The following is an 18,885-nucleotide window of genomic DNA, read 5'->3' as shown; positions in this document are numbered from 1 at the left end:
ACCTCCTGTTTTTAAACTTTATATTATACGCACATCTGAGATGTACAGAGATGCTTCATACCAACAACCTGCAAAATCGAATACCCCGCACGGATCTGTGCCGCCGTAAACTCCCGGCACTTATCATAGCTGTCAAAAATCCTGCGAGCCTGCTCCACGTTATCATAAACCTTCCAGTAACCACACATCTTGCAGCCACTGCCCCCGAACTTCCGGAATCCCTTCACATCCTCAATCGGATAGCCCAGGAAAAGACCGATCTCATGAGGAAACTCCGTCTTATGGAAAAACCGTTCCTTCAGACGGGCAATCATCTCATCCAGAGAACCATCTATATTATAGCCATCCTGAAGCAAAAGATTCCTGGCCTCATCCTGCGCCAGATATTCCTGCAGCATATCCGGCCGATACACCAGAAGAAGATAATGCTTCCTGCATCCACAGATGATCTCCATACGGATACCTTCCCGTTCAAGACCCTCCTTATAATCCGAAATAATCTCCGGCAGATCCGGCATCTTCTCTTTGGAAAAAGAAACAAGATTCGCCGGCTTCATTCCCATTAATACAGGGGAACAATGATAACCTATGACAGATTCAAATTTTTCACAAGTCATTTGCATTCTCCTTTACGCTTTAGTTAGATTTCTCTAACTGCTGTAAATATACTACTAAAGTTAGTCTCTGTCAACTTATTTTTAAAAATTTTCAATAAGAATTTTTACTGATAAAATCCTATCATTAAGGGCAAAATATTCTTCCGTAAATATACAAAAAACTATTGACAAAAACATGTCTGTCGGTTATTATGATATCAGTAATAATTACTATTACTGATAGGGAGGAAACATTATGGCAGCACTTAAATACAGCCGTCAGCGAGAATCGATCAAAGAATTCCTGAGATCCAGAACAGATCATCCAACGGCAGATACAGTATATGAGAATCTTCGACAGATCTATCCAAACATCAGTCTCGGAACTGTCTACCGTAATCTTTCTCTTCTCAGTGACATCGGTGAGATCCGCAAGCTGACCAATTTCGGAAGCGCAGACCGCTACGATGGAAGGGTCGCACCACACTCACACTTCATGTGTACGAAGTGCAACTGTGTCATTGACATGCAGTCAGACAACCTCAACGATATCCTGGAACAGGCAGCCGCAGAATTCGTCCACGGCAAGGTCTTCAACGTAGACGCCAGCTTCTATGGAATCTGTAAGGAATGCCTCAAAAAAGAAGAAAAACAGTCTTGACAAAAAAGCATCTACATGATACTATAAAACAGTAATAATTACTATTATCAATTAAGAGAAACAACAAAATTAAAATAAATTTTTATAAGAAAAGGAGAATAAAACTATGGCAAAATGGGTATGTAATGTATGTGGATATGTTTACGAAGGCGAGCAGGCTCCAGAGGCCTGTCCAGTATGTAAGGCACCAGCTTCCAAGTTTTCCAAACAGGAAGGCGAGCTCACATGGGCAGCTGAGCATGTTGTAGGAGTTGCTAAGGGTGTTAGCAAGGACATCCTTGCAGACCTGAGAGCTAACTTCGAGGGCGAGTGCTCTGAGGTTGGTATGTATCTTGCAATGGCAAGAGTTGCTCACAGAGAAGGATATCCGGAAGTAGGTCTCTACTATGAGAAAGCAGCTTACGAGGAAGCAGAGCATGCAGCTAAATTCGCAGAGCTCCTTGGCGAAGTTGTAACAGACAGCACAGAGAAGAACCTTCAGATGCGTGTAGAAGCTGAGAACGGTGCTACAGCAGGTAAATTCGACCTTGCTAAACGTGCGAAAGCAGCTGACCTTGACGCAATCCACGACACAGTACATGAGATGGCTAAAGACGAAGCAAGACACGGCAAAGCATTCGCTGGACTGCTTAAGAGATACTTTGGTAAATAAGAAATCCGCATAAAATCGGAATTTTTACAAGAGGGAATAGAGAAATCTGTTCTCTCTTTTTTTGCTGCTTTTCTATATAGTGTGCAAATTCATGTGCAAACTCTTCTCTCTTCTACACCACCAAATAGCTTAAATGTGCAAATTCAAAAAAGTGCAAACTGATCTATTCTTTTTTTATTTAAATACTTCCATCAACTTTTGACAACTTTCAAGTAAGAATCCTCATCTTTTCATTAAGTTCTTTCATCTTGAAATTTCCTTGCGCTGCTGCTCTTCTCACTTTCAAAAATCAGTTTTAATTCCCACTGAAAATCTATCCAAAAGTATCGTGAACTATTCTGTGTATATTATAACACTTCATCTATTTATAGTACAAGTATTATTTTGCTGCATGATATACTAAGTACATAAAGAACAAGAGAAACAAAGAAAAAACAAAACACAAAGGAGATTAAGACAATGGCAAAAATGGTAATTAAAATGATTAGTGAAACAGAAGCACAGGTAACAAAGGCATTTGCAAAGAACGCAGTAATTTTCGGAACAGAAGAATATAAACTTTGGAGAGAATACCGCAAAGATTTTCCAGATGCAAAAATGGTAACAAAGACTATTAAAAAGAATCCAGAGAAAAAAACTTACAGAAATCTTACTTACAAAAATATGGAACTTTTTATCAGCGTTCAGCCAAAAAAAGAAGATGAAAATGGAAACGTGATTGATTACAAAAAAGAGTTTGAACGTCAGAAACTCATGGCAAAAGTTCAGTCAAATCCTTATAAAGCTGTTCTTGCTTGGTTTCTTGCAACATTTGAAAATTATAGCACTTATAAAACATTCTTCAAGGAACTGGAAGAGAAAGAAAAAGCAGCAAAAGAAGAATTTGCAGCATAAATCAATAATTCCAAAAGAAAACAGAAAGAAGAGGTAAATATCATGGCAAACGAAAAAAATACAGCAGTTAAAGGATACAAAATCAATTTCGCAAATAACACAATTACAGTAAACTACACATTCAAAAAAGCATCAGAAGAATATGGAACTGCTGAATATGAACTTCTTAAAAATATTCTTGCGGACTTCCCTACAATGACTATTATTGTTAAGTCTGGCAGAGAAAAAAAGACTGCATCTAAATTCAAAAATCTCACATATGAAAAAATGCGTACCTACATTAGTGTTTTAGATAATGCAGATGAAATGAATGCAGTAATGGATACTATTGAAGCACAGTCAAAATCCCAGAAAAGCCCTTATAACTTTGTATACAACTGGTTTATTGCACAGTTTCCTAATTACAACAAAATTCCGACATTAAAAAACGGAAAATTGATCTACGAAGATAAAAGAGCCAAAAAGCCAGAAGCCAAAATTATTCTACTTTCAACAGATGTAGCATAAGACAAGAATGATAAAAAGGAGAGTTAAAAATGAACAGAGATTTACGTTTTGAGGAGTTAGAAGAATACGCAAACGAATATGATTGCAGCATTGCAGAAGCTGCTAGAGATATAGTCTTTGATTTTTTTGTGGCAGCAGGATTTTGGGAAGATGTTCTTGAAAAAGAACTTTCGTCTAAATCAGATGAGGAAATAATTAATATTTTTTTAGATTTATAAATAAAGGAGAGTTGAACATGAACAACACAAAAAGAAATGAGAAAATCAATGAATTGGAATCTATTGAAACTGTTTTAGGAATTACAAAAGCAGAATATGCTGCGGAAAAGTTACTTGAACAGTACGAAAAAACAGGTTTGCAGACAGAAGCTCTTTTCGATAGATTATCTTCCATGAGTGATGAAGAAATCATTAAAATGTACTTAGATTTCTGAAGTATTACAACTAGCAAAAGAAAAGTCAGTATAAAATTGATAAAGGAGAATCTTGATTATGCCAGATACAGTACCACATCAGAAAATAATTCATATACATAAAGAATCTGTAGATATAAATTTTCTCACTATTAGTAAAGAGAACTGGTACAATGCGAACAAAGACCTTGGACCTTATGGTCTGGCTTTATACCTCTATCTTGCAGGAAATAAAGATGGTTATAACTTAGCTTTATCGCAGGAAGCTGCAAAAGAAGCAGGGATAAAGAAAACATCTTTCCACAAATATGTAAATGTCCTCATTGAAAAAGGATATTTAGTCCAGAAGTCAGGAAATATATATGATTTCTATGAAAAGCCACATAAAGAGATAAATAAAGAAAACGCGGTTCCGCCTAGCGAACAGTATAGTTCACAAGGCGAACAAGACAGTTTGGCGCACGAATTTGAGGATTGGCTAAACGAACAAAATAGTTCGCAGAGTAACAAAGAAATAAATAATATATACCCTCAAAAAAATAATAAAAAATATAATAAAGAGTTTCACTTTTGAGGGTCTTTGGACAAATCTCATTAATCGTATAGTTAGATTTTTGAATAATAGTAGAAAGATAGGGACGGGGAGCCTTAGCGGTCTTTTTTATCGTATCGCTGCGCTCACGATAAAAAATCCCTTAATATAAAACGAAAGGAAGATTTTTAATTATGACAAATGTTGAAAGAGTAGAACGTGACATTGCAAGAGAAAAAATGTTCAGAGAAGCGTTTATGAATGGCAAAGAGCCAACAGACGAAGATAGAGCTGCGTGGGCGCTTGCGGATGCGCATAATCAAGTAAAGCTGAGATATGCAAAACAACTTGACGCAAAAGAAGCAGTTTCTAATATCAAAATTTCAAGCGAGGTAAAAATTAAAAAATGAGTGAGGAAAGAAAGAGGAAGAAGAAAAAGGGGAAAGATGATGAATCTATTCTTGAAAATGAGATTTTTCACATAATGGAAGTCAGTCTGAAAGAGGCTTTAGACATGGCTCTTGATGACATACTAAAAGAATGGAAGTAATAAAGGCAAGCTATGAAAGGACGGTTGTCCTTTTAGCTTGCCTTTTTTTGCGTTTCTCTGCCGATATTTTCGACAGAGTTTTTTTGCGTTCAGAGCCAAGAGCCTCGTGATCGAGAATGAAAATCGCTCTTGCTAGGACAGTTAGCCACTACATATTGCAAAAATTGCTGCAAAAATTGCAATTCCCGAAAAGGGCGCCCCCCACTAATAGCTGCCTGCTGCCATTCTGTCCCCTTTAAACGACTGCTGCCGCAATCTCCTTTCATTTCCTCTTGGAACGTGCTAAAAAGCTATTCTGAGGCTTTTGGCGTGTCCTCTGCCACGTATTCGACTAAATCCCCCACTTGACAATTTAAGAGCCTGCAAAGGGTGTCTATAGTTTTCCAAGACACAAGGTCACCTCTTCTTAATTGTGTCATATAAGATTCTCCTAAAAGTTTTTCATCTCTTAATCTTTTGGAATTGTAGCCAATCTCTTTTAATTTTTCCATTACATTAAATTTGTATCGTATCATTAGAATCCACCTCCTCCATTTTAACAATATTCTATCATATTTATCCACTAATTACTAGTGGTAATTCTGCACTAAATTCAAGTGGAATAGTACACTGAAATTTAGTGGTTTTGTCAATAGATTCCACTAGATATTAGTGGTACAATAAATACAAGTTAAGAGAGAGGAACAAGTCAAGGATAGACGAAAGTAAGCGAAAGCCGAAACCAAGAATACAAGGTCAGAGTGGAAAGGGATAAGGGAGACTGGGACGCACTAAGAAGAACGCTAGATACTTAAATAGCCCACCACCACTTGAACCTCTCACACATATCAAAAGAAAAGGGGATAACGAATTATGACAAACGAAAAAATCAACGCAACAGTAGAAGAAATCATGGAATATGAGGCACTTTTGGATGAAGTGAAAGGAATCGTAGATGGACTGAAAGATAACCTTAAAAATGAGATGGCAGAGAGAAAAGTGGAAAGCCTTTCCACAGACCGCTACACAGTCAGATGGACAGAGGTTCTTACCTCCAAGTTTAATTCTAAGGAATTTAAAAAAGTTTACGAGAATCTATACACCGCTTTTCTTCGTCAGACTCGTTCAAGACGTTTTTCAATCAGTGCGTAACGGAATCTGCTTCTCTCTTGGTTCTGAAAATGAGCCAAGAGAGGAAAAGTTCCTAAAATAGGAATTATAAGAACAGTAAAATCTATTGTTTCTGCGGCTTGTCAGAAATTTGTAGAAAATATGGAACTATTCACTCACAAAATAAGAACTTTTAAGGGGGAACCGCAAAATGAAATTCTGTAAAATCCAAGACACATTAAACAGATGCAGCAGCTTTCTTGATGTTGCTTGTATCGCACTTGATAATGAACACTTCTTTCCAGAGGGAAATACAGTCAGTTTACTCTTGGAAGATGTAAACAATCGTATCAATAGTTGTGTTGAAGAATTGGAAAAGATGAAAGGAAATAATAAAAAATGAATAAGAGGACAATCGCTCTTACCACAGAACAATACAAGGAAATCATTCAGACCATGAGAGAAGGGTTCTGCGGCTGCCGTCCTAATGAGAGAATCGCAACTGCTCTTGTCTTAGAGGGAAATCTGGGGCTTAGAATATCTGATATTCTGAGCTTGCGGCTCTCAGATATTGTGAGGGATGGCGACAGATACAGATTAGAGATAACAGAACAGAAAACAAAAAAGAAACGAGTTTTTACAGTTCCCCTTGTTATTCAGCAGTATATTGAAAATTATTGTTTGAGAAATGGAATTGAAAAAACTGAAAGGATTTTTGCTCTGACTGAACGTGCAATCAGTAAGCAGCTTGCTCTTGTCTGTGATTACCTTGGATTTGAGGGAATCGGCACACACTCTTTCAGAAAGTGGTATGCAACAGAAATTTACAAAAATAATGGCTATGATATTACTTTAGTCCAACGGCTGCTGCAACATAGTTCTGCTGCCATCACACAGCGTTATATTGGAATAGAGCCACAGCGGATAGAAGAAGCCATTGAGGGACACGCACAGCTATTATAAAAGGGAGCCGAAAAGCTCCCTCCATAGTTTGCAATCTTGAATTTTTTTACTAATTTACCATCCTTTTGGAAACTCCGTAAAAAGAATCTTTCTGATTGGCTTCTAACTTGATATATCCTCTCTGTCCATTGTATTTGAAAATCATATAGTTATTATTGTCTTTTGAACAAAATCCCTCTAAAGTAGCAACAGCATCTTTTTTTAGAGTAAAGTTATTTTTCCCACTTGGAGAACTATAAAAAACAAGATTTTTCATTGCTACAAATTTGTTATCATAAAAATAACTTTGGTAACCATCCTGATAATACTCTGAGGTTAATTTACTCTTGTCTTTGTAATATAAAGAAGTTGCAGCGGCTGTATCAGACGCTCTTTTAAATACACCATTTGAATATACATAAGTATATTCCACATTAACTGCGCCTGTAAGATATGGTTGAGTTAAGTATTTTATTTTGATCGTATTATTTCCATTAAATGCTATATCATCAAGTGTGGTGTAAGCATGTGAAAAACCGCCCAATTTTTCATTTAATACTGTTTTAAATTTATTAGTTGCCTTATTATATTGAATAAAGAAATCGTCTTCGGAATATGAATAACCACTTTGAACTCGTATTATCTGAATATTATTTTTTAATGCTATATAGGATATACAAACATTATCACTCGATAATGCAAACTTCTGTGCATTTTTCCCATTTACAGATATTGATAACGTGCCATTAAATTTATTATCAGACCATCCAGTTCCTGTGGCTTGGATATCAAGTTGATCTGCATTTCCGTCTCCTGTCAGATCAATTTTGGTATGTAATTCATGATTTCCATAGACAACATTTATCATACCTAAATTCAGCTTTACTCCACTAATAGCTGTATGAATTGGAGTGTTATTAGATGGTGTATTCGTTGTTCCTACCGTAATTTTGCAAGTTGCCTTTTTTCCGCTTCCGTCTTTTGCTTTTACAGTAATTGTAGCAGTTCCGTTTCCGACAGCTTTCACAACACCTTTTGAAGATACTGTTGCTACTTTTTTATTGCTTGAACTCCAAGTTACCGCTTTATTGTTAGCACTGCTTGGAGAAATTGTTGCTTTTAAAGTAAGAGATTTCCCCTTTTTAAGTGTAGCTGATGTTTTATTCAGCTTTATGCTTTTTACTGGCTGCTTAACTGTCACTTTGCAAGTAAGTTTTTTCTTTCCATATTTTGCAGTAATTACCGCAGTTCCTTTCTTTTGGGCTTTTACAACCCCTTTTGAAGAAACTGTTGCTACACTCTTATTACTACTTGTCCAAGCGATTTTTCCCTTTGTTCCTGTTGCTTTCAGTGTGTAAGTTTTGCCGACATTGAGTGAAATACTTGTTTTGTTCAGCTTTGCCGCACTTGCTGAAACTGGCATTGCAATCACACTTAGCAACATGAACATCAATAATATTATTGATGTTTTTTTGAATCTCTTCATACTCATTTTCCTCCTAAATTTTTTCTTTAATAGTAACATATCACCTGCTATTTTACAATCCATTGTATTACAAATAGATATTAATTCGTAATATATAAAACAATTATTTCACACTCTATAATCAATTACAGATTGAGGAGTGATATAACATGAAAAATGAACCTTTAATAATAAAAAAACGTGGCGAAGATGGCAGCAGAGTTATCACAGTCAGAATAAAAGAGGATATTTTAGCATCTTTAGACCAACTTGCAGCAGAGAGCAATTATTCACGAAATGAATTGATAAATATTATTTTACGACATGGGATTGAGAATATAAAGATTGAATGAGAGTGGAAATCCACTCTTTTTTCTTTGCTATCGGAATGATATAATAGTTTCCAAAAGTGAGGTACAGTTATGCCAAAATCAGAAAAACAAAAGCTGAAAACGCTCTATGTAGCGGAATACTTTTTAAAAAACACAGATGAAAACCATCCAACAACAATCAAAGATATTATTGACTATTTGGAAACTGAGCATGATATTCTTGCGGAACGTCGTTCTGTCCTTAGAGATATTCTTATTTTACGTGATGAATTTGGTATGGATATCGAATGCCCCACACAAGGTGGCTCTTATTATCGACTTCTTTCAAGGGATTTTGAACTTGACGATTTAAAATTGCTTGCGGAATGTGTTCACGCCACAAAGTTTATTTCCAAAAGCAAAGCAAAAGAACTTGTGGAAAAAATCGGTTCGTTAGGAAGTAATTTTGCAGCAGAACAGCTTCAAGAGGAAGTATTTCTCTGCGATCGCGTAAAGACTAACAGAAAGGGGATTTTAAGCAATATTGCTAATATCAATTATGCTATGTCACGCCGTTGGGATGCGCAGCCACGAACACCGTCAAAAATAAGTTTTCAATATATGAAATATCAAATCAGTGACATACATTCACAGGTTGAACGCCGCAAAGGAGCCGCTTATATTGTAAGCCCCTTTAAGCTGCTTATTAATGACGGAAACTATTATCTTTTGGCATATAGTGATTATGCAAAAGCTATGAGAACTTTTCGTGTAGACCGAATGAAAAATATTAAGGTTCTGGAAAATCAGCCAAGAGAGGGTGAAGAAGAATACTTGTCAATAGATATGGACAGTTACACACAACGAGTTTTTTCTATGTTCGGTGGCAAAAAACGTCGTGTCCGCATACGTTTTATTAATCCTCTTTTGGATACTGCGATTGAACGCTTTGGAACAAAAGACGCTATTTACTCAGCAGATGGAAACTCTCATTTTATAGTAGCTGCCACAGTAGAAATCAGCGATCAGTTTCTTGCATGGGTCTGCGGTTTCCGCAAAAAAGCAACAATCATTGCACCCTCTGATGTGGTAGAAGATATGAAAAATTTTCTCTCTGATATTTCAGACCGCTATAAAAATGAATAAAAGAGATAGAAAACCGTCAAAAAGTTAATGATTCTGACGGTTTTCTTCTTAAAAGTTGTCTAAAGTTCTTAAAAGTTGATACTTAAAGCTGATTTAAATTATTTTGTAAAATCTCAATTCCTCTTTTAGATACTGCTATATAGTATTGTTGCGTTACGTGAATATTTCCATGCCCCATAATAGAACAAAGTAAATGCTGCGGAGTATTCATTTCAGCCATCCTTGTTCCAAAAGTATGCCTCAGATAATGATATTTGAACTGAATGCCAAACTTACTTTTAATCTCTCTTGATGGATATTTAAAAGAGTTTACAGTCTGAATTGTTCCATTAGGCAAGCAATTCACAAGTTTTGTGGAAGAAATTCTGCTGCTGTCAAGATCATCTATAAATCGTTGTTTTTGTTCTCTTACAGCGGCAAAAGTAACGGCATCCTCTTTTGACTGCTGCCACTGTTTTTGCAAATGTTCTTTTAACACTTTATTCATATATACTGTTCTTTTGGCATTTCTTGTTTTTAGTGGCACTAGCTTGATTAGTCCATTTTGATACTGCATCTGTCTATCAATACTGATAGAATTACTCTCAAAATTCACATGATCCCACTTCAAGCCATAACATTCACTAATACGAAGTCCACAATATTTTCCAAGTAGATATGCTGTTTCTGCATTTGTTCCCTTAAAGTATTCATCTAAAAGAGAAATTTCTTCCTCGCTAAATGTCACAATTTCAGTATCTTCATCTGTTTTCAATTTTGGCATTTTGATTTTCGTATCTTTGTTCATACACAGTTTACTGTATATATCAACGCTCAAATAATTACGAGAATATGCTTGTCCAAAAATCAGATAGAATATCTTTAAAAAACTTTCTGTATATTTATATGCGTAATCATCCGCATAATATAATTCAGTCAAATAATCATTGACTTCTGCAACAGTAATATCATCAACATATCTGCTGCCAAACTTATCTCTGATATGATTTTCCCAAAGAGAATCTTGTTTTCTGATTGTCTGATACGCCTTACCTGAACAACCTTTCTCTCTGTATTCCTTAAATACTTCTGCAACTGTTTTTCGTTCTACTGGCTTTAGTGGTTGATTCAATGCTTCTGCATCAACAGCAATCTGTCTTGCCTTAATTGCTGCCCTTTTTGTATTTAATGAATTACCAAATTCATCTTTGCAACTTCTCTTAGAACTGCGTTTTCCATTTTTTGTGAACGTATAACGAAACGCCCACTTACCATTTTCAAGCTGAAATACACCTACATCATTCTGTTTTCCCACTTTTCTGACCTCCAATAGTGTAGATCAGAGTGCAAATTTTTGAAAAAATACTGCTAAAAAGTTGCACAGTGTGCTAATACAAAGCAAATAAAAACATTCCAAAAAGCCTTGAAATATCAGCACTCAGAGGTTTTTTGAAGTCACGAGCGAAGCGAAGTGACTTATGAGATGGCTAAAGACGAAGCAAGACACGGCAAAGCATTCGCTGGACTGCTTAAGAGATACTTTGGTAAATAAGAAATCCGCATAAAATCGGAATTTTTACAAGAGGGAACCACGTAAAATGGTTCCCTCTTTTTTAATGTTTCTGATGGAGATGTGCAAATTAGTGTACAGATTTTTCAATCTTCCGCACACTATCTGCTCTTACCTGCTCCCGAAGCTCCGTCAGATAATCTGAGAATTTCACCTGTTCATTTCCGTAGGTCATCTGCAGGTTATATTCCAGTGGAATCCAGGTTTTGATGTCGGATTCATTATGCTGGATCAGCGCTTCCAGTTTGTCCAGAGCTTTGTAGATTCTGGATTCCAGAGTCTGCTGTGCTTCCATTTCCTGATACAGTTCTGCCATCTCTTTATCAAATGGTTCCGGCAGAGTTTTCACCCATTCACCCAGCACATCGGCTTCTTTTTCTGAATCTTTTACTGTTTTTTCAAAAGCTGGGATATCCCCGGTAAAAGCTTCTCCCATATCATGGATCAGGCACATTTTCATGATCTTCAGAAGATCTGCCTCCGGAAACTCGTCGCTGACAAAATATGCCATCAGAGAAATTCTCCAGGAATGCTCCGCAACACTCTCCCGCCTGCCTCCGGATGTATAGCAATGACGCACTGCATCTTTTAATCGTTCTGCAACAGAAAGTACTTCAATCAGTTTTTCTGGTTTCATATTCGTTCTCTCTCCTCCGTCTTTTCATAATATTTTCACTGACACCAATTCTGTTCATTACTATACCATATCTCCGGTCATGGAAAACAGATGAAAAACAGAAGATTCCATTCTGAAAAAATTTGTCTCAACTAATTTATAAAAAAAATATAAACTTTATTGCATTTTTCGCCATAAGCGTCATAATGAAATTATAAACAAAAGAAAGAAGGTGATTGCCGATGGATATCACAGTGTCGGACGAGGTCTCACAGGAATATCATGAGCTTGTGAAAAACATCCTCTGCAACAGAGAATTCCTGAAGCTGAGCCTGTACACCCACCACCAGTGGACCACTCGGCTCATGCACAGTATCAATGTTTCCTACCTCTCCTGGTTCATTGCCAGGAAGCTGGGATGTGACGAGAAAGCCGCCGCAAGGGCAGGGCTTCTCCACGATTTCTGTCCCTATGACTTCAGGGCGGAGACACCGACCGGTGAGCATCAGGCGTTTTATCACCCGAAGGCTGCCGCAGACAACAGTGCCGCGCACTTTGATGTCACAGACAGAGAGCTGGATGCGATACTCTCACATATGTTCCCTCTGGGACCTCTTCCACGCAACAAAGAAGCCTGGATCATCAGCTTTGCCGATAAAGCCTGCGCCATTGCGGAAGGCTGTCATATCGCCATTGCTCTGGCCAGACGGAACCGGATCGTCATCAATCCGGCATAATTTCCACACAAAAAACAGGGCCGTCGCCACTTCTGACGCGCCCTGTTTTTGTGTGGAAATTTATTTTATGGTAATACTTTGCAGATTACTTTCTATATCTTAGTTCTCTTTCACAATAACCTTATCCAGATGCCAGATATCATCTACATACTCCTGGATAGTTCTGTCGGATGTGAACTTACCGCTGCATGCTGTATTGAGAAGTGCCATCTTAGCCCAGCGTTTCTCATCCTTATATGCTTCCTCAACACGCTTCTGTGCCTCTGCATAGGAACGGAAGTCGCCAAGGATGAAGTACTGGTCAGGTCTCGGCATGTTGCGTTTGTCGAGAAGTGAATTGTAGATGTCACGGAACATCTCTGTATCGCTGGAGAAGGTTCCGTTGATCAGCTGCATCAGTACCTGACGGATCTCCGGATCTGTGTTGTAGATGAAGTCCGGATCGTAACCGCCGTTGTTCTCATAGTTGATGATCTGGTCGGAGCTCATACCGAAGATAAATGCATTCTCCTCGCCAACCTCCTGTACGATCTCAACGTTAGCACCATCCATGGTTCCAAGTGTCGGAGCACCGTTCAGCATGAATTTCATGTTACCTGTACCGGAAGCCTCTTTACTTGCTGTGGAGATCTGCTCGGAAACATCTGCTGCCGCAAAAATGATCTCAGCGTTGGATACACGGTAGTTCTCGATGAATACAACCTTCAGCTTACCGTTGATGGAAGCATCATTGTTTACAACATCTGCCACACAGTTGATCAGCTTGATGATCTTCTTTGCACGTGCGTAAGCTGCGGAAGCTTTTGCACCAAAGATAAATGTTCTTGGATAGAAATCCATCTCCGGATGTGCCTTGATCTGGTTGTACAGATAGATCACATGCAGGATGTTAAGAAGCTGACGTTTGTACTCATGAAGTCTCTTAACCTGGATATCGAAGATAGAGTGCGGGTCAACCTCAACACCATTGTGCTCCAGGATATATTTTGCAAGACGCTCTTTGTTCTTGAACTTGATGGTCATGAACTCCTGAAGAGCCTTCTCATCGTCTGCGTAAACTTTAAGCTTGGAAAGCTGGGAAAGATCTGTGATCCAGTCCGGTCCGATCTTGTCTGTTACCCAGTCAGCCAGAAGCGGGTTTCCATGAGCAAGGAAACGTCTCTGTGTGATACCGTTTGTTTTGTTGTTGAACTTCTCAGGCATCATCTCATAGAAATCCTTCAGCTCCTGATTCTTGAGGATCTCGGTATGAAGGCGTGCAACACCGTTTACAGAGTAGCCTGCAACGATCGCAAGGTGAGCCATCTTAACCTGTCCGTCATAGATGATCGCCATTTTCTTAACCTTCTCGAAGTTTCCAGGATATTTCTGCTGGATCTCAAGAATGAAACGACGGTTGATCTCCTCGATGATCTGGTATACACGCGGAAGCAGTCTGGAGAACAGCTCGATCGGCCATTTCTCAAGTGCCTCGGACATGATGGTGTGGTTGGTGTAAGCACAGCATTTTGTTGTGATATCCCATGCCTGATCCCAGCCAAGACCTTCCTGATCCATAAGAAGACGCATCAGCTCTGCAACTGCTACAGTCGGATGAGTATCGTTCATCTGGAATACAACCTTCTCATGAAGCTTTGTGATGTCATCGTGTGTTTTCTTATATTTGGCAATGGCTGCCTGAAGGCTGGCAGATACGAAGAAGTACTGCTGTTTCAGACGAAGCTCTTTACCTGCCATATGGTTATCATTCGGATAAAGCACCTCAACGATAGTACGTGCAAGGTTCTCCTGCTCTACTGCGTTGTGATAATCACCCTTGTCGAAAGAGTCAAGGTTGAAGTCTACGATCGGCTCTGCATCCCAGATACGAAGTGTGTTTACAACATCGTTGTTATAACCTGTGATCGGCATATCATAAGGAACAGCCTTAACTGCCTGATATCCCTCGTGGATAAATTTGTTCTGGTTGTTCACCGGATCCCACTCAACGCGTACATATCCGCCGAAATGAACCTCTTTTGCATACTCCGGACGACGGAGCTCGAAAGGATAGCCGTTCTTCAGCCAGTTATCCGGTGCCTCTACCTGATAACCGTCACGGATCTCCTGCTTGAACATACCATAACGGTAACGGATTCCGCATCCGTATGCACAGTAGTTCAGAGTTGCAAGAGAATCCAGGAAGCATGCTGCCAGTCTTCCAAGTCCACCGTTTCCAAGAGCCGGATCCGGCTCCTGGTCTTCGATGCAGTTAATGTCAAGTCCAAGCTCCTCAAGAGCCTCCTTAACCTCGCCGTATGCACCAAGGTTGATCAGGTTGTTTCCAAGGGCACGGCCCATAAGGAACTCCATGGACATATAATATACGATCTTCGGGTCCTGTTTTTCATACGCCTTCTGGCTCTTGAGCCAGTTGTCAATGATTACGTCTTTTACTGTGTAACTTACAGCCTGGAAAATCTGCTCCTGTGTAGCTTCCTCCAGTGTTTTTCGATAAAGGAATTTCACGTTTTCTTTTACGCTTTTCTTGAATTCCTCTTTCTCAAACTGCTTGTCGATCATTAATTCTCCTCCTGTACTTTGGATACTCCCAGGGTTACAGCCTCTTTGTTGATGTTCCACTCCTTGATGTAACCCTCTGCTTCTCCCAGAATAATGTTTTCTGCCAGTACTTCACGTTTGATCTCATCCTGGTTTGCTTTCATGATATCCATGATCTTATCGTTATCTTTTGCATAGACAATGATCTTGTCCATGACTTCGAAACCAGCCTCTTTACGCATGGTCTGAACCTTGCTGATGATCTCGCGGACAAAGCCCTCCTGGATCAGTTCAGGTGTAAGGTTTGTATCAAGGACAACGGATGTCTCTCCGTCTGTCTCTGTAACATAGCCCTCGCTCTGGGCTGTTTCGATCAATAAGTCTTCCTCTGCAAGCTCGACCTTATTTCCGTCAATGTCAAGAACGAGAACACCATTGTCTCTCAGCTCTTTCATTGCTGCGGTTCCGTCGATCTCAGAGAGTGCGGTACGGATGCCGTTCAGAAGCTTACCGTATTTCGGTCCTACTGTACGGAGCTGCGGCTTGAAGCTATAGGAAATGAAGGACTCTACATCATCTGCAAATTTCACTTCTTTTACATTAAGCTCATCTGCGATGATATCTGTGTAGAATTTATCCATAGCTTTCTCAGCCTTTACATACATGGTTCCGATCGGCTGACGGTTCTTGATGTTTGCGGTATTTCTGCATGCACGGCCAAGAACAACGATCTCAAGAAGCTCTTCCATGTTTGCCTCAAGATCTTTGTCGATCCATGCCTCATTTACCTCCGGATAATCGCAGAGATGGATACTCTCCGGAGCGTTTGCATCAATGCTTCTTACAAGGTTCTGGTAGATATCCTCAGTCATGAACGGGATCATCGGAGCTGCAGCCTTGGCAACAGTTACCAGTGCTGTGTAAAGTGTCATGTAAGCATTGATCTTATCCTGCTCCATGCCCTTTGCCCAGAAACGCTCACGGCTTCTTCTTACATACCAGTTACTCATATCGTCAACAAATTCCTGAAGTGCTCTTGCAGCCTCCGGAATCTTGTAGGAATCAAGATCCGCATCGACAGTCTTCACCATGGTATTCAGCTTGCTGAGCAGCCATTTATCCATAACCGGAAGCTTATCGTAATCTAAAGTATATTTAGTTGCGTCAAAATTGTCAATGTTCGCATACAGTACAAAGAATGCGTAGGTGTTCCACAGAGTGCTCATGAACTTTCTCTGTCCCTCTACAACTGCCTTGCCATGGAAACGGTTCGGAAGCCACGGAGCACTGTTGATGTAGAAATACCAGCGGATCGCATCTGCACCGTATTTGTTCAGTGCGTCAAACGGATCTACGGCATTTCCTTTGGACTTACTCATCTTCTGTCCGTTCTCATCCTGTACATGTCCCAGAACGATTACGTTCTTATATGGAGCCTTGTTGAAAAGCAGTGTGGACTCAGCAAGAAGGGAGTAGAACCATCCTCTTGTCTGGTCAACAGCCTCGGAAATGAAGTCTGCCGGGAACTGCTGCTCAAACAGGTCTTTATTCTCAAATGGATAATGATGCTGTGCAAAAGGCATTGCTCCGGAATCAAACCAGCAGTCAATTACCTCCGGTACACGGTGCATGGTCTTGCCGCAGTCCGGGCACTTCATGGTAATGTCATCAATGTATGGGCGATGAAGCTCGATGGTCTTCGCACGCTCGTCACCACTCTTCTCGTAGAGATCCTGACGGCTTCCTACGGATTCCATATGGCCGCACTCGCACTGCCAGATATTCAGTGGTGTTCCCCAGTAACGGTTTCTGGAAATACCCCAGTCCTGAACGTTCTCAAGCCAGTCACCGAAACGTCCTTTACCGATGCTCTCCGGAATCCAGTTAATTGTATTGTTGTTGCGGATCAGATCATCTTTTACTGCTGTCATCTTGATGAACCAGGACTCACGTGCATAGTAGATAAGCGGTGTGTCACATCTCCAGCAGTGTGGATAATCATGCTCGAATTTTGGTGCGTCAAAAAGCTTGCCCTCTTTGTCGAGGTCGGTAAGAACCATCGGGTCCGCTTTCTTAACGAATACACCGGCATATGGTGTCTCTTTGGTCATGTTACCCTGTCCGTCTACGAACTGTACGAACGGAAGGTCATACTCACGTCCGACACGGCTGTCATCCTCACCAAATGCAGGTGCGATATGAACGATACCGGTACCATCACTCATGGTAACGTAGTTGTCACAGGTTACGAAATGAGCTTTTTTGCGCTGTTTTGCTGCTGCCTCTCCCGTACATGCAAAAAGCGGCTCATATTCTCTGCGCTCAAGGTCTGTTCCTTTATATTTCTCAAGGATCTCATATGCAGGCTCATCATCCTTTGCAAGCTTGCCGAGAACCTTGTCCAGAAGTGCCTCTGCCATGTAATAGGTGTAGCCGTCTGCTGCTTTTACCTTGCAGTAGATCTCATCCGGGTTTACACAAAGTGCAACGTTGGACGGAAGTGTCCACGGTGTTGTTGTCCATGCCAGGAAGTATGCGTCCTCACCTACAACCTTGAAACGTACGATCGCAGAACGCTCTTTTACTGTCTTATAGCCCTGGGAAACCTCCTGTGCGGAAAGCGGAGTTCCACAGCGCGGGCAGTAAGGCACGATCTTGAAGCCCTTGTAAAGAAGACCTTTTTCCCAGATCTCTTTCAGCGCCCACCACTCGGACTCGATGAAATTGTTGTCGTATGTTACATACGGATGCTCCATGTCAGCCCAGAAACCAACGGTAGATGAGAAATCCTCCCACATTCCCTTGTATTTCCATACGCTCTCCTTACACTGCTGGATGAACGGCTCCATTCCGTACTCCTCGATCTGCTCCTTGCCGTCAAGGCCAAGCTTCTTCTCAACCTCAAGCTCAACCGGAAGTCCGTGAGTATCCCATCCTGCTTTTCTCGGAACCATGTACCCCTTCATTGTACGGTATCTCGGGATCATATCCTTGATAACTCGTGTCAGAACATGTCCGATATGTGGCTTACCATTTGCGGTAGGCGGTCCGTCATAGAATGTGTATGTCTCGCCCTCTTTACGGCTGTCCATACTCTTTTCGAAAATCTTATTGTCTTTCCAGAATTTCTCGACTTCTTTTTCACGGTCAACAAAATTCAGATTCGTGTCAACTTTACGATACACAATATTTACCTCCTGTGTCTGATTACTGGCTGCTGCCTCATCTGTAAGGCCACAGCGGATTGTTTCTTCACAGATACCTGTTCGTGCCAATGCTTCGGGCACTTATAAAAAAAGACCCCATCCTGTAAAAGGACGAAGTCTGATTCGCTGTACCACCTGTTACATTATACGGGCCTGTGTCCGGATCCCTGCGTCTTCTGCTGTGTTCTTATGCTCTGTGTTATGGCGTGGGCTGTTGTTCCATGTCTGTTCATGGCGGACAATTCTTTGTATCTGCCGATATATGTTCCCTGTAACGGAGGAAATCCGTCAGTTCTTACTTAATGATCATCTGTATAGCAGATATTCTTCCGGCTGCTGCCGGACAACTTCGGAACTGAAGCTCAGGAGTGATATTCCGCCATATTTACTCGTCCCGGGCTCCCACCATCCCCGGTTCGCTGCAAGCTTTCCATATGGCCTACTGTCTCCATCACAGCTTTTTTCTATATACGCTGTCT

Annotated in this window: 22 protein-coding genes and 1 pseudogene; 16 read left to right on the top strand and 7 right to left on the bottom strand. The window is 40.2% G+C overall.

The window, feature by feature from the left end; all coding sequences use genetic code 11:
- Positions 1 to 23: 23 nt before the first annotated feature.
- Entirely contained in the window at positions 24 to 617 is a 594-nt protein-coding gene (locus KQI39_RS14505; protein ID WP_216419186.1) for a DUF3793 family protein, read from the bottom strand.
- Between the two features lie 235 nt (positions 618 to 852).
- Here KQI39_RS14505 and KQI39_RS14500 point away from each other — a divergent pair, with 235 nt between their 5' ends.
- The 9 genes from KQI39_RS14500 to KQI39_RS14460 all read left to right on the top strand — a co-directional run bounded on the left by KQI39_RS14500 (position 853) and on the right by KQI39_RS14460 (position 4,804).
- Positions 853 to 1,257: a Fur family transcriptional regulator gene (locus KQI39_RS14500; RefSeq protein WP_216419184.1), complete on the top strand. Its 405-nt coding sequence runs from the start codon at positions 853 to 855 to the stop codon at positions 1,255 to 1,257.
- A 106-nt stretch (positions 1,258 to 1,363) separates the two neighbouring features.
- Positions 1,364 to 1,909, top strand: a complete 546-nt coding sequence (locus tag KQI39_RS14495; protein ID WP_216419182.1) for an NADH peroxidase — start codon at positions 1,364 to 1,366, stop codon at positions 1,907 to 1,909.
- 459 nt (positions 1,910 to 2,368) lie between these two features.
- Entirely contained in the window at positions 2,369 to 2,803 is a 435-nt protein-coding gene (locus KQI39_RS14490; RefSeq protein WP_216419181.1) for a hypothetical protein, read from the top strand.
- Between the two features lie 42 nt (positions 2,804 to 2,845).
- Positions 2,846 to 3,310 (top strand): hypothetical protein, encoded by a 465-nt coding sequence (locus KQI39_RS14485; RefSeq protein ID WP_216419179.1) that lies wholly within the window; start codon positions 2,846 to 2,848, stop codon positions 3,308 to 3,310.
- Positions 3,311 to 3,339: 29 nt separating this feature from the next.
- The gene (locus tag KQI39_RS14480) at positions 3,340 to 3,528 is read left to right on the top strand and encodes a hypothetical protein (protein WP_216419177.1); all 189 of its coding nucleotides are present in this window, start codon (positions 3,340 to 3,342) and stop codon (positions 3,526 to 3,528) included.
- Between the two features lie 17 nt (positions 3,529 to 3,545).
- Positions 3,546 to 3,743: a hypothetical protein gene (locus KQI39_RS14475; RefSeq protein ID WP_216419175.1), complete on the top strand. Its 198-nt coding sequence runs from the start codon at positions 3,546 to 3,548 to the stop codon at positions 3,741 to 3,743.
- 58 nt (positions 3,744 to 3,801) lie between these two features.
- Positions 3,802 to 4,296: a hypothetical protein gene (locus tag KQI39_RS14470; RefSeq protein ID WP_216419173.1), complete on the top strand. Its 495-nt coding sequence runs from the start codon at positions 3,802 to 3,804 to the stop codon at positions 4,294 to 4,296.
- Between the two features lie 152 nt (positions 4,297 to 4,448).
- Entirely contained in the window at positions 4,449 to 4,664 is a 216-nt protein-coding gene (locus KQI39_RS14465; RefSeq protein ID WP_216419172.1) for a hypothetical protein, read from the top strand.
- Positions 4,661 to 4,804, top strand: a complete 144-nt coding sequence (locus KQI39_RS14460) for a hypothetical protein (RefSeq protein ID WP_195979059.1) — start codon at positions 4,661 to 4,663, stop codon at positions 4,802 to 4,804. Before KQI39_RS14465 ends, KQI39_RS14460 begins: the two co-directional genes overlap by 4 nt.
- 290 nt (positions 4,805 to 5,094) lie before the next feature.
- Here the strand turns inward: KQI39_RS14460 and KQI39_RS14455 are convergent, their stop codons facing one another.
- Positions 5,095 to 5,319, bottom strand: a complete 225-nt coding sequence (locus KQI39_RS14455; RefSeq protein WP_216419170.1) for a helix-turn-helix domain-containing protein — start codon at positions 5,317 to 5,319, stop codon at positions 5,095 to 5,097.
- A 337-nt stretch (positions 5,320 to 5,656) separates the two neighbouring features.
- On the opposite strand from KQI39_RS14455, the gene KQI39_RS14450 reads away from it, so the two are divergent.
- From KQI39_RS14450 to KQI39_RS14440, 3 genes are all read left to right on the top strand, one after another.
- Positions 5,657 to 5,935: a hypothetical protein gene (locus KQI39_RS14450; protein WP_216419168.1), complete on the top strand. Its 279-nt coding sequence runs from the start codon at positions 5,657 to 5,659 to the stop codon at positions 5,933 to 5,935.
- A gap of 169 nt (positions 5,936 to 6,104) precedes the next feature.
- A complete protein-coding gene (locus tag KQI39_RS14445; RefSeq protein WP_216419167.1) occupies positions 6,105 to 6,296 on the top strand; it encodes a hypothetical protein in 192 nt (63 codons plus the stop codon).
- Positions 6,293 to 6,856 (top strand): tyrosine-type recombinase/integrase, encoded by a 564-nt coding sequence (locus KQI39_RS14440; RefSeq protein WP_216419165.1) that lies wholly within the window; start codon positions 6,293 to 6,295, stop codon positions 6,854 to 6,856. The genes KQI39_RS14445 and KQI39_RS14440 overlap by 4 nt, the downstream gene beginning before the upstream one ends.
- A gap of 49 nt (positions 6,857 to 6,905) precedes the next feature.
- On the opposite strand, the gene KQI39_RS14435 is transcribed toward KQI39_RS14440, so the two are convergent.
- Complete coding sequence (locus tag KQI39_RS14435) at positions 6,906 to 8,321, bottom strand: Ig-like domain-containing protein (RefSeq protein WP_253293201.1); 1,416 nt, start codon at positions 8,319 to 8,321, stop codon at positions 6,906 to 6,908.
- Positions 8,322 to 8,470: 149 nt separating this feature from the next.
- Between KQI39_RS14435 and KQI39_RS14430 the strand changes: the two genes are divergently transcribed.
- Together KQI39_RS14430 and KQI39_RS14425 are read left to right on the top strand one after the other, a co-directional pair.
- Positions 8,471 to 8,653, top strand: a complete 183-nt coding sequence (locus KQI39_RS14430; protein WP_092072911.1) for a ribbon-helix-helix protein, CopG family — start codon at positions 8,471 to 8,473, stop codon at positions 8,651 to 8,653.
- A gap of 69 nt (positions 8,654 to 8,722) precedes the next feature.
- A complete protein-coding gene (locus tag KQI39_RS14425) occupies positions 8,723 to 9,757 on the top strand; it encodes a helix-turn-helix transcriptional regulator (RefSeq protein ID WP_216419161.1) in 1,035 nt (344 codons plus the stop codon).
- Positions 9,758 to 9,839: 82 nt separating this feature from the next.
- Here KQI39_RS14425 and KQI39_RS14420 read toward each other — a convergent pair whose 3' ends face one another.
- Positions 9,840 to 11,051 carry a tyrosine-type recombinase/integrase gene (locus tag KQI39_RS14420; RefSeq protein WP_216419159.1) on the bottom strand — a complete coding sequence of 404 codons (1,212 nt, stop codon included), beginning with the start codon at positions 11,049 to 11,051 and terminating at the stop codon, positions 9,840 to 9,842.
- Between the two features lie 153 nt (positions 11,052 to 11,204).
- Here KQI39_RS14420 and KQI39_RS17940 point away from each other — a divergent pair.
- Positions 11,205 to 11,288 (top strand): annotated as a pseudogene (locus KQI39_RS17940) (NADH peroxidase); the annotation flags it as partial.
- A gap of 88 nt (positions 11,289 to 11,376) precedes the next feature.
- Here KQI39_RS17940 and KQI39_RS14410 read toward each other — a convergent pair.
- Complete coding sequence (locus tag KQI39_RS14410) at positions 11,377 to 11,943, bottom strand: HD domain-containing protein (protein ID WP_118752642.1); 567 nt, start codon at positions 11,941 to 11,943, stop codon at positions 11,377 to 11,379.
- A gap of 221 nt (positions 11,944 to 12,164) precedes the next feature.
- On the opposite strand from KQI39_RS14410, the gene KQI39_RS14405 reads away from it, so the two are divergent.
- Entirely contained in the window at positions 12,165 to 12,659 is a 495-nt protein-coding gene (locus tag KQI39_RS14405) for an HD domain-containing protein (RefSeq protein WP_118626323.1), read from the top strand.
- Positions 12,660 to 12,758: 99 nt separating this feature from the next.
- On the opposite strand, the gene KQI39_RS14400 is transcribed toward KQI39_RS14405, so the two are convergent.
- Together KQI39_RS14400 and ileS are read right to left on the bottom strand one after the other, a co-directional pair.
- Positions 12,759 to 15,221, bottom strand: a complete 2,463-nt coding sequence (locus tag KQI39_RS14400; RefSeq protein ID WP_216419157.1) for a glycogen/starch/alpha-glucan phosphorylase — start codon at positions 15,219 to 15,221, stop codon at positions 12,759 to 12,761.
- A complete protein-coding gene (ileS, locus tag KQI39_RS14395; protein ID WP_216419202.1) occupies positions 15,221 to 18,385 on the bottom strand; it encodes an isoleucine--tRNA ligase in 3,165 nt (1,054 codons plus the stop codon). Before ileS ends, KQI39_RS14400 begins: the two co-directional genes overlap by 1 nt.
- Positions 18,386 to 18,885 lie beyond the last annotated feature (500 nt).

Origin of the sequence: Blautia sp. MSJ-36, from assembly GCF_018917985.1 — a bacterium.
Lineage (GTDB): Bacteria > Bacillota > Clostridia > Lachnospirales > Lachnospiraceae > Blautia_A.
Note: the sequence above shows the minus strand (reverse complement) of the source record. Positions and strands in the feature narration are given on the sequence as shown.

What these genes read in the sequence shown, in the direction of transcription:
- KQI39_RS14485 (WP_216419179.1), top strand. Translation starts at nt 2,846, where the DNA reads ATGGCAAACGAAAAAAATACAGCAGTTAAAGGATACAAAATCAATTTC.
- KQI39_RS14500 (WP_216419184.1), top strand. Translation starts at nt 853, where the DNA reads ATGGCAGCACTTAAATACAGCCGTCAGCGAGAATCGATCAAAGAATTC.
- KQI39_RS14450 (WP_216419168.1), top strand. Translation starts at nt 5,657, where the DNA reads ATGACAAACGAAAAAATCAACGCAACAGTAGAAGAAATCATGGAATAT.
- KQI39_RS14425 (WP_216419161.1), top strand. Translation starts at nt 8,723, where the DNA reads ATGCCAAAATCAGAAAAACAAAAGCTGAAAACGCTCTATGTAGCGGAA.
- KQI39_RS14470 (WP_216419173.1), top strand. Translation starts at nt 3,802, where the DNA reads ATGCCAGATACAGTACCACATCAGAAAATAATTCATATACATAAAGAA.
- KQI39_RS14490 (WP_216419181.1), top strand. Translation starts at nt 2,369, where the DNA reads ATGGCAAAAATGGTAATTAAAATGATTAGTGAAACAGAAGCACAGGTA.
- KQI39_RS14460 (WP_195979059.1), top strand. Translation starts at nt 4,661, where the DNA reads ATGAGTGAGGAAAGAAAGAGGAAGAAGAAAAAGGGGAAAGATGATGAA.
- KQI39_RS14445 (WP_216419167.1), top strand. Translation starts at nt 6,105, where the DNA reads ATGAAATTCTGTAAAATCCAAGACACATTAAACAGATGCAGCAGCTTT.
- KQI39_RS14455 (WP_216419170.1), bottom strand. Translation starts at nt 5,319, where the DNA reads ATGATACGATACAAATTTAATGTAATGGAAAAATTAAAAGAGATTGGC.
- KQI39_RS14410 (WP_118752642.1), bottom strand. Translation starts at nt 11,943, where the DNA reads ATGAAACCAGAAAAACTGATTGAAGTACTTTCTGTTGCAGAACGATTA.
- KQI39_RS14405 (WP_118626323.1), top strand. Translation starts at nt 12,165, where the DNA reads ATGGATATCACAGTGTCGGACGAGGTCTCACAGGAATATCATGAGCTT.
- KQI39_RS14505 (WP_216419186.1), bottom strand. Translation starts at nt 617, where the DNA reads ATGACTTGTGAAAAATTTGAATCTGTCATAGGTTATCATTGTTCCCCT.
- KQI39_RS14465 (WP_216419172.1), top strand. Translation starts at nt 4,449, where the DNA reads ATGACAAATGTTGAAAGAGTAGAACGTGACATTGCAAGAGAAAAAATG.
- KQI39_RS14480 (WP_216419177.1), top strand. Translation starts at nt 3,340, where the DNA reads ATGAACAGAGATTTACGTTTTGAGGAGTTAGAAGAATACGCAAACGAA.
- KQI39_RS14400 (WP_216419157.1), bottom strand. Translation starts at nt 15,221, where the DNA reads ATGATCGACAAGCAGTTTGAGAAAGAGGAATTCAAGAAAAGCGTAAAA.
- KQI39_RS14430 (WP_092072911.1), top strand. Translation starts at nt 8,471, where the DNA reads ATGAAAAATGAACCTTTAATAATAAAAAAACGTGGCGAAGATGGCAGC.
- KQI39_RS14440 (WP_216419165.1), top strand. Translation starts at nt 6,293, where the DNA reads ATGAATAAGAGGACAATCGCTCTTACCACAGAACAATACAAGGAAATC.
- KQI39_RS14475 (WP_216419175.1), top strand. Translation starts at nt 3,546, where the DNA reads ATGAACAACACAAAAAGAAATGAGAAAATCAATGAATTGGAATCTATT.
- KQI39_RS14495 (WP_216419182.1), top strand. Translation starts at nt 1,364, where the DNA reads ATGGCAAAATGGGTATGTAATGTATGTGGATATGTTTACGAAGGCGAG.
- KQI39_RS14435 (WP_253293201.1), bottom strand. Translation starts at nt 8,321, where the DNA reads ATGAAGAGATTCAAAAAAACATCAATAATATTATTGATGTTCATGTTG.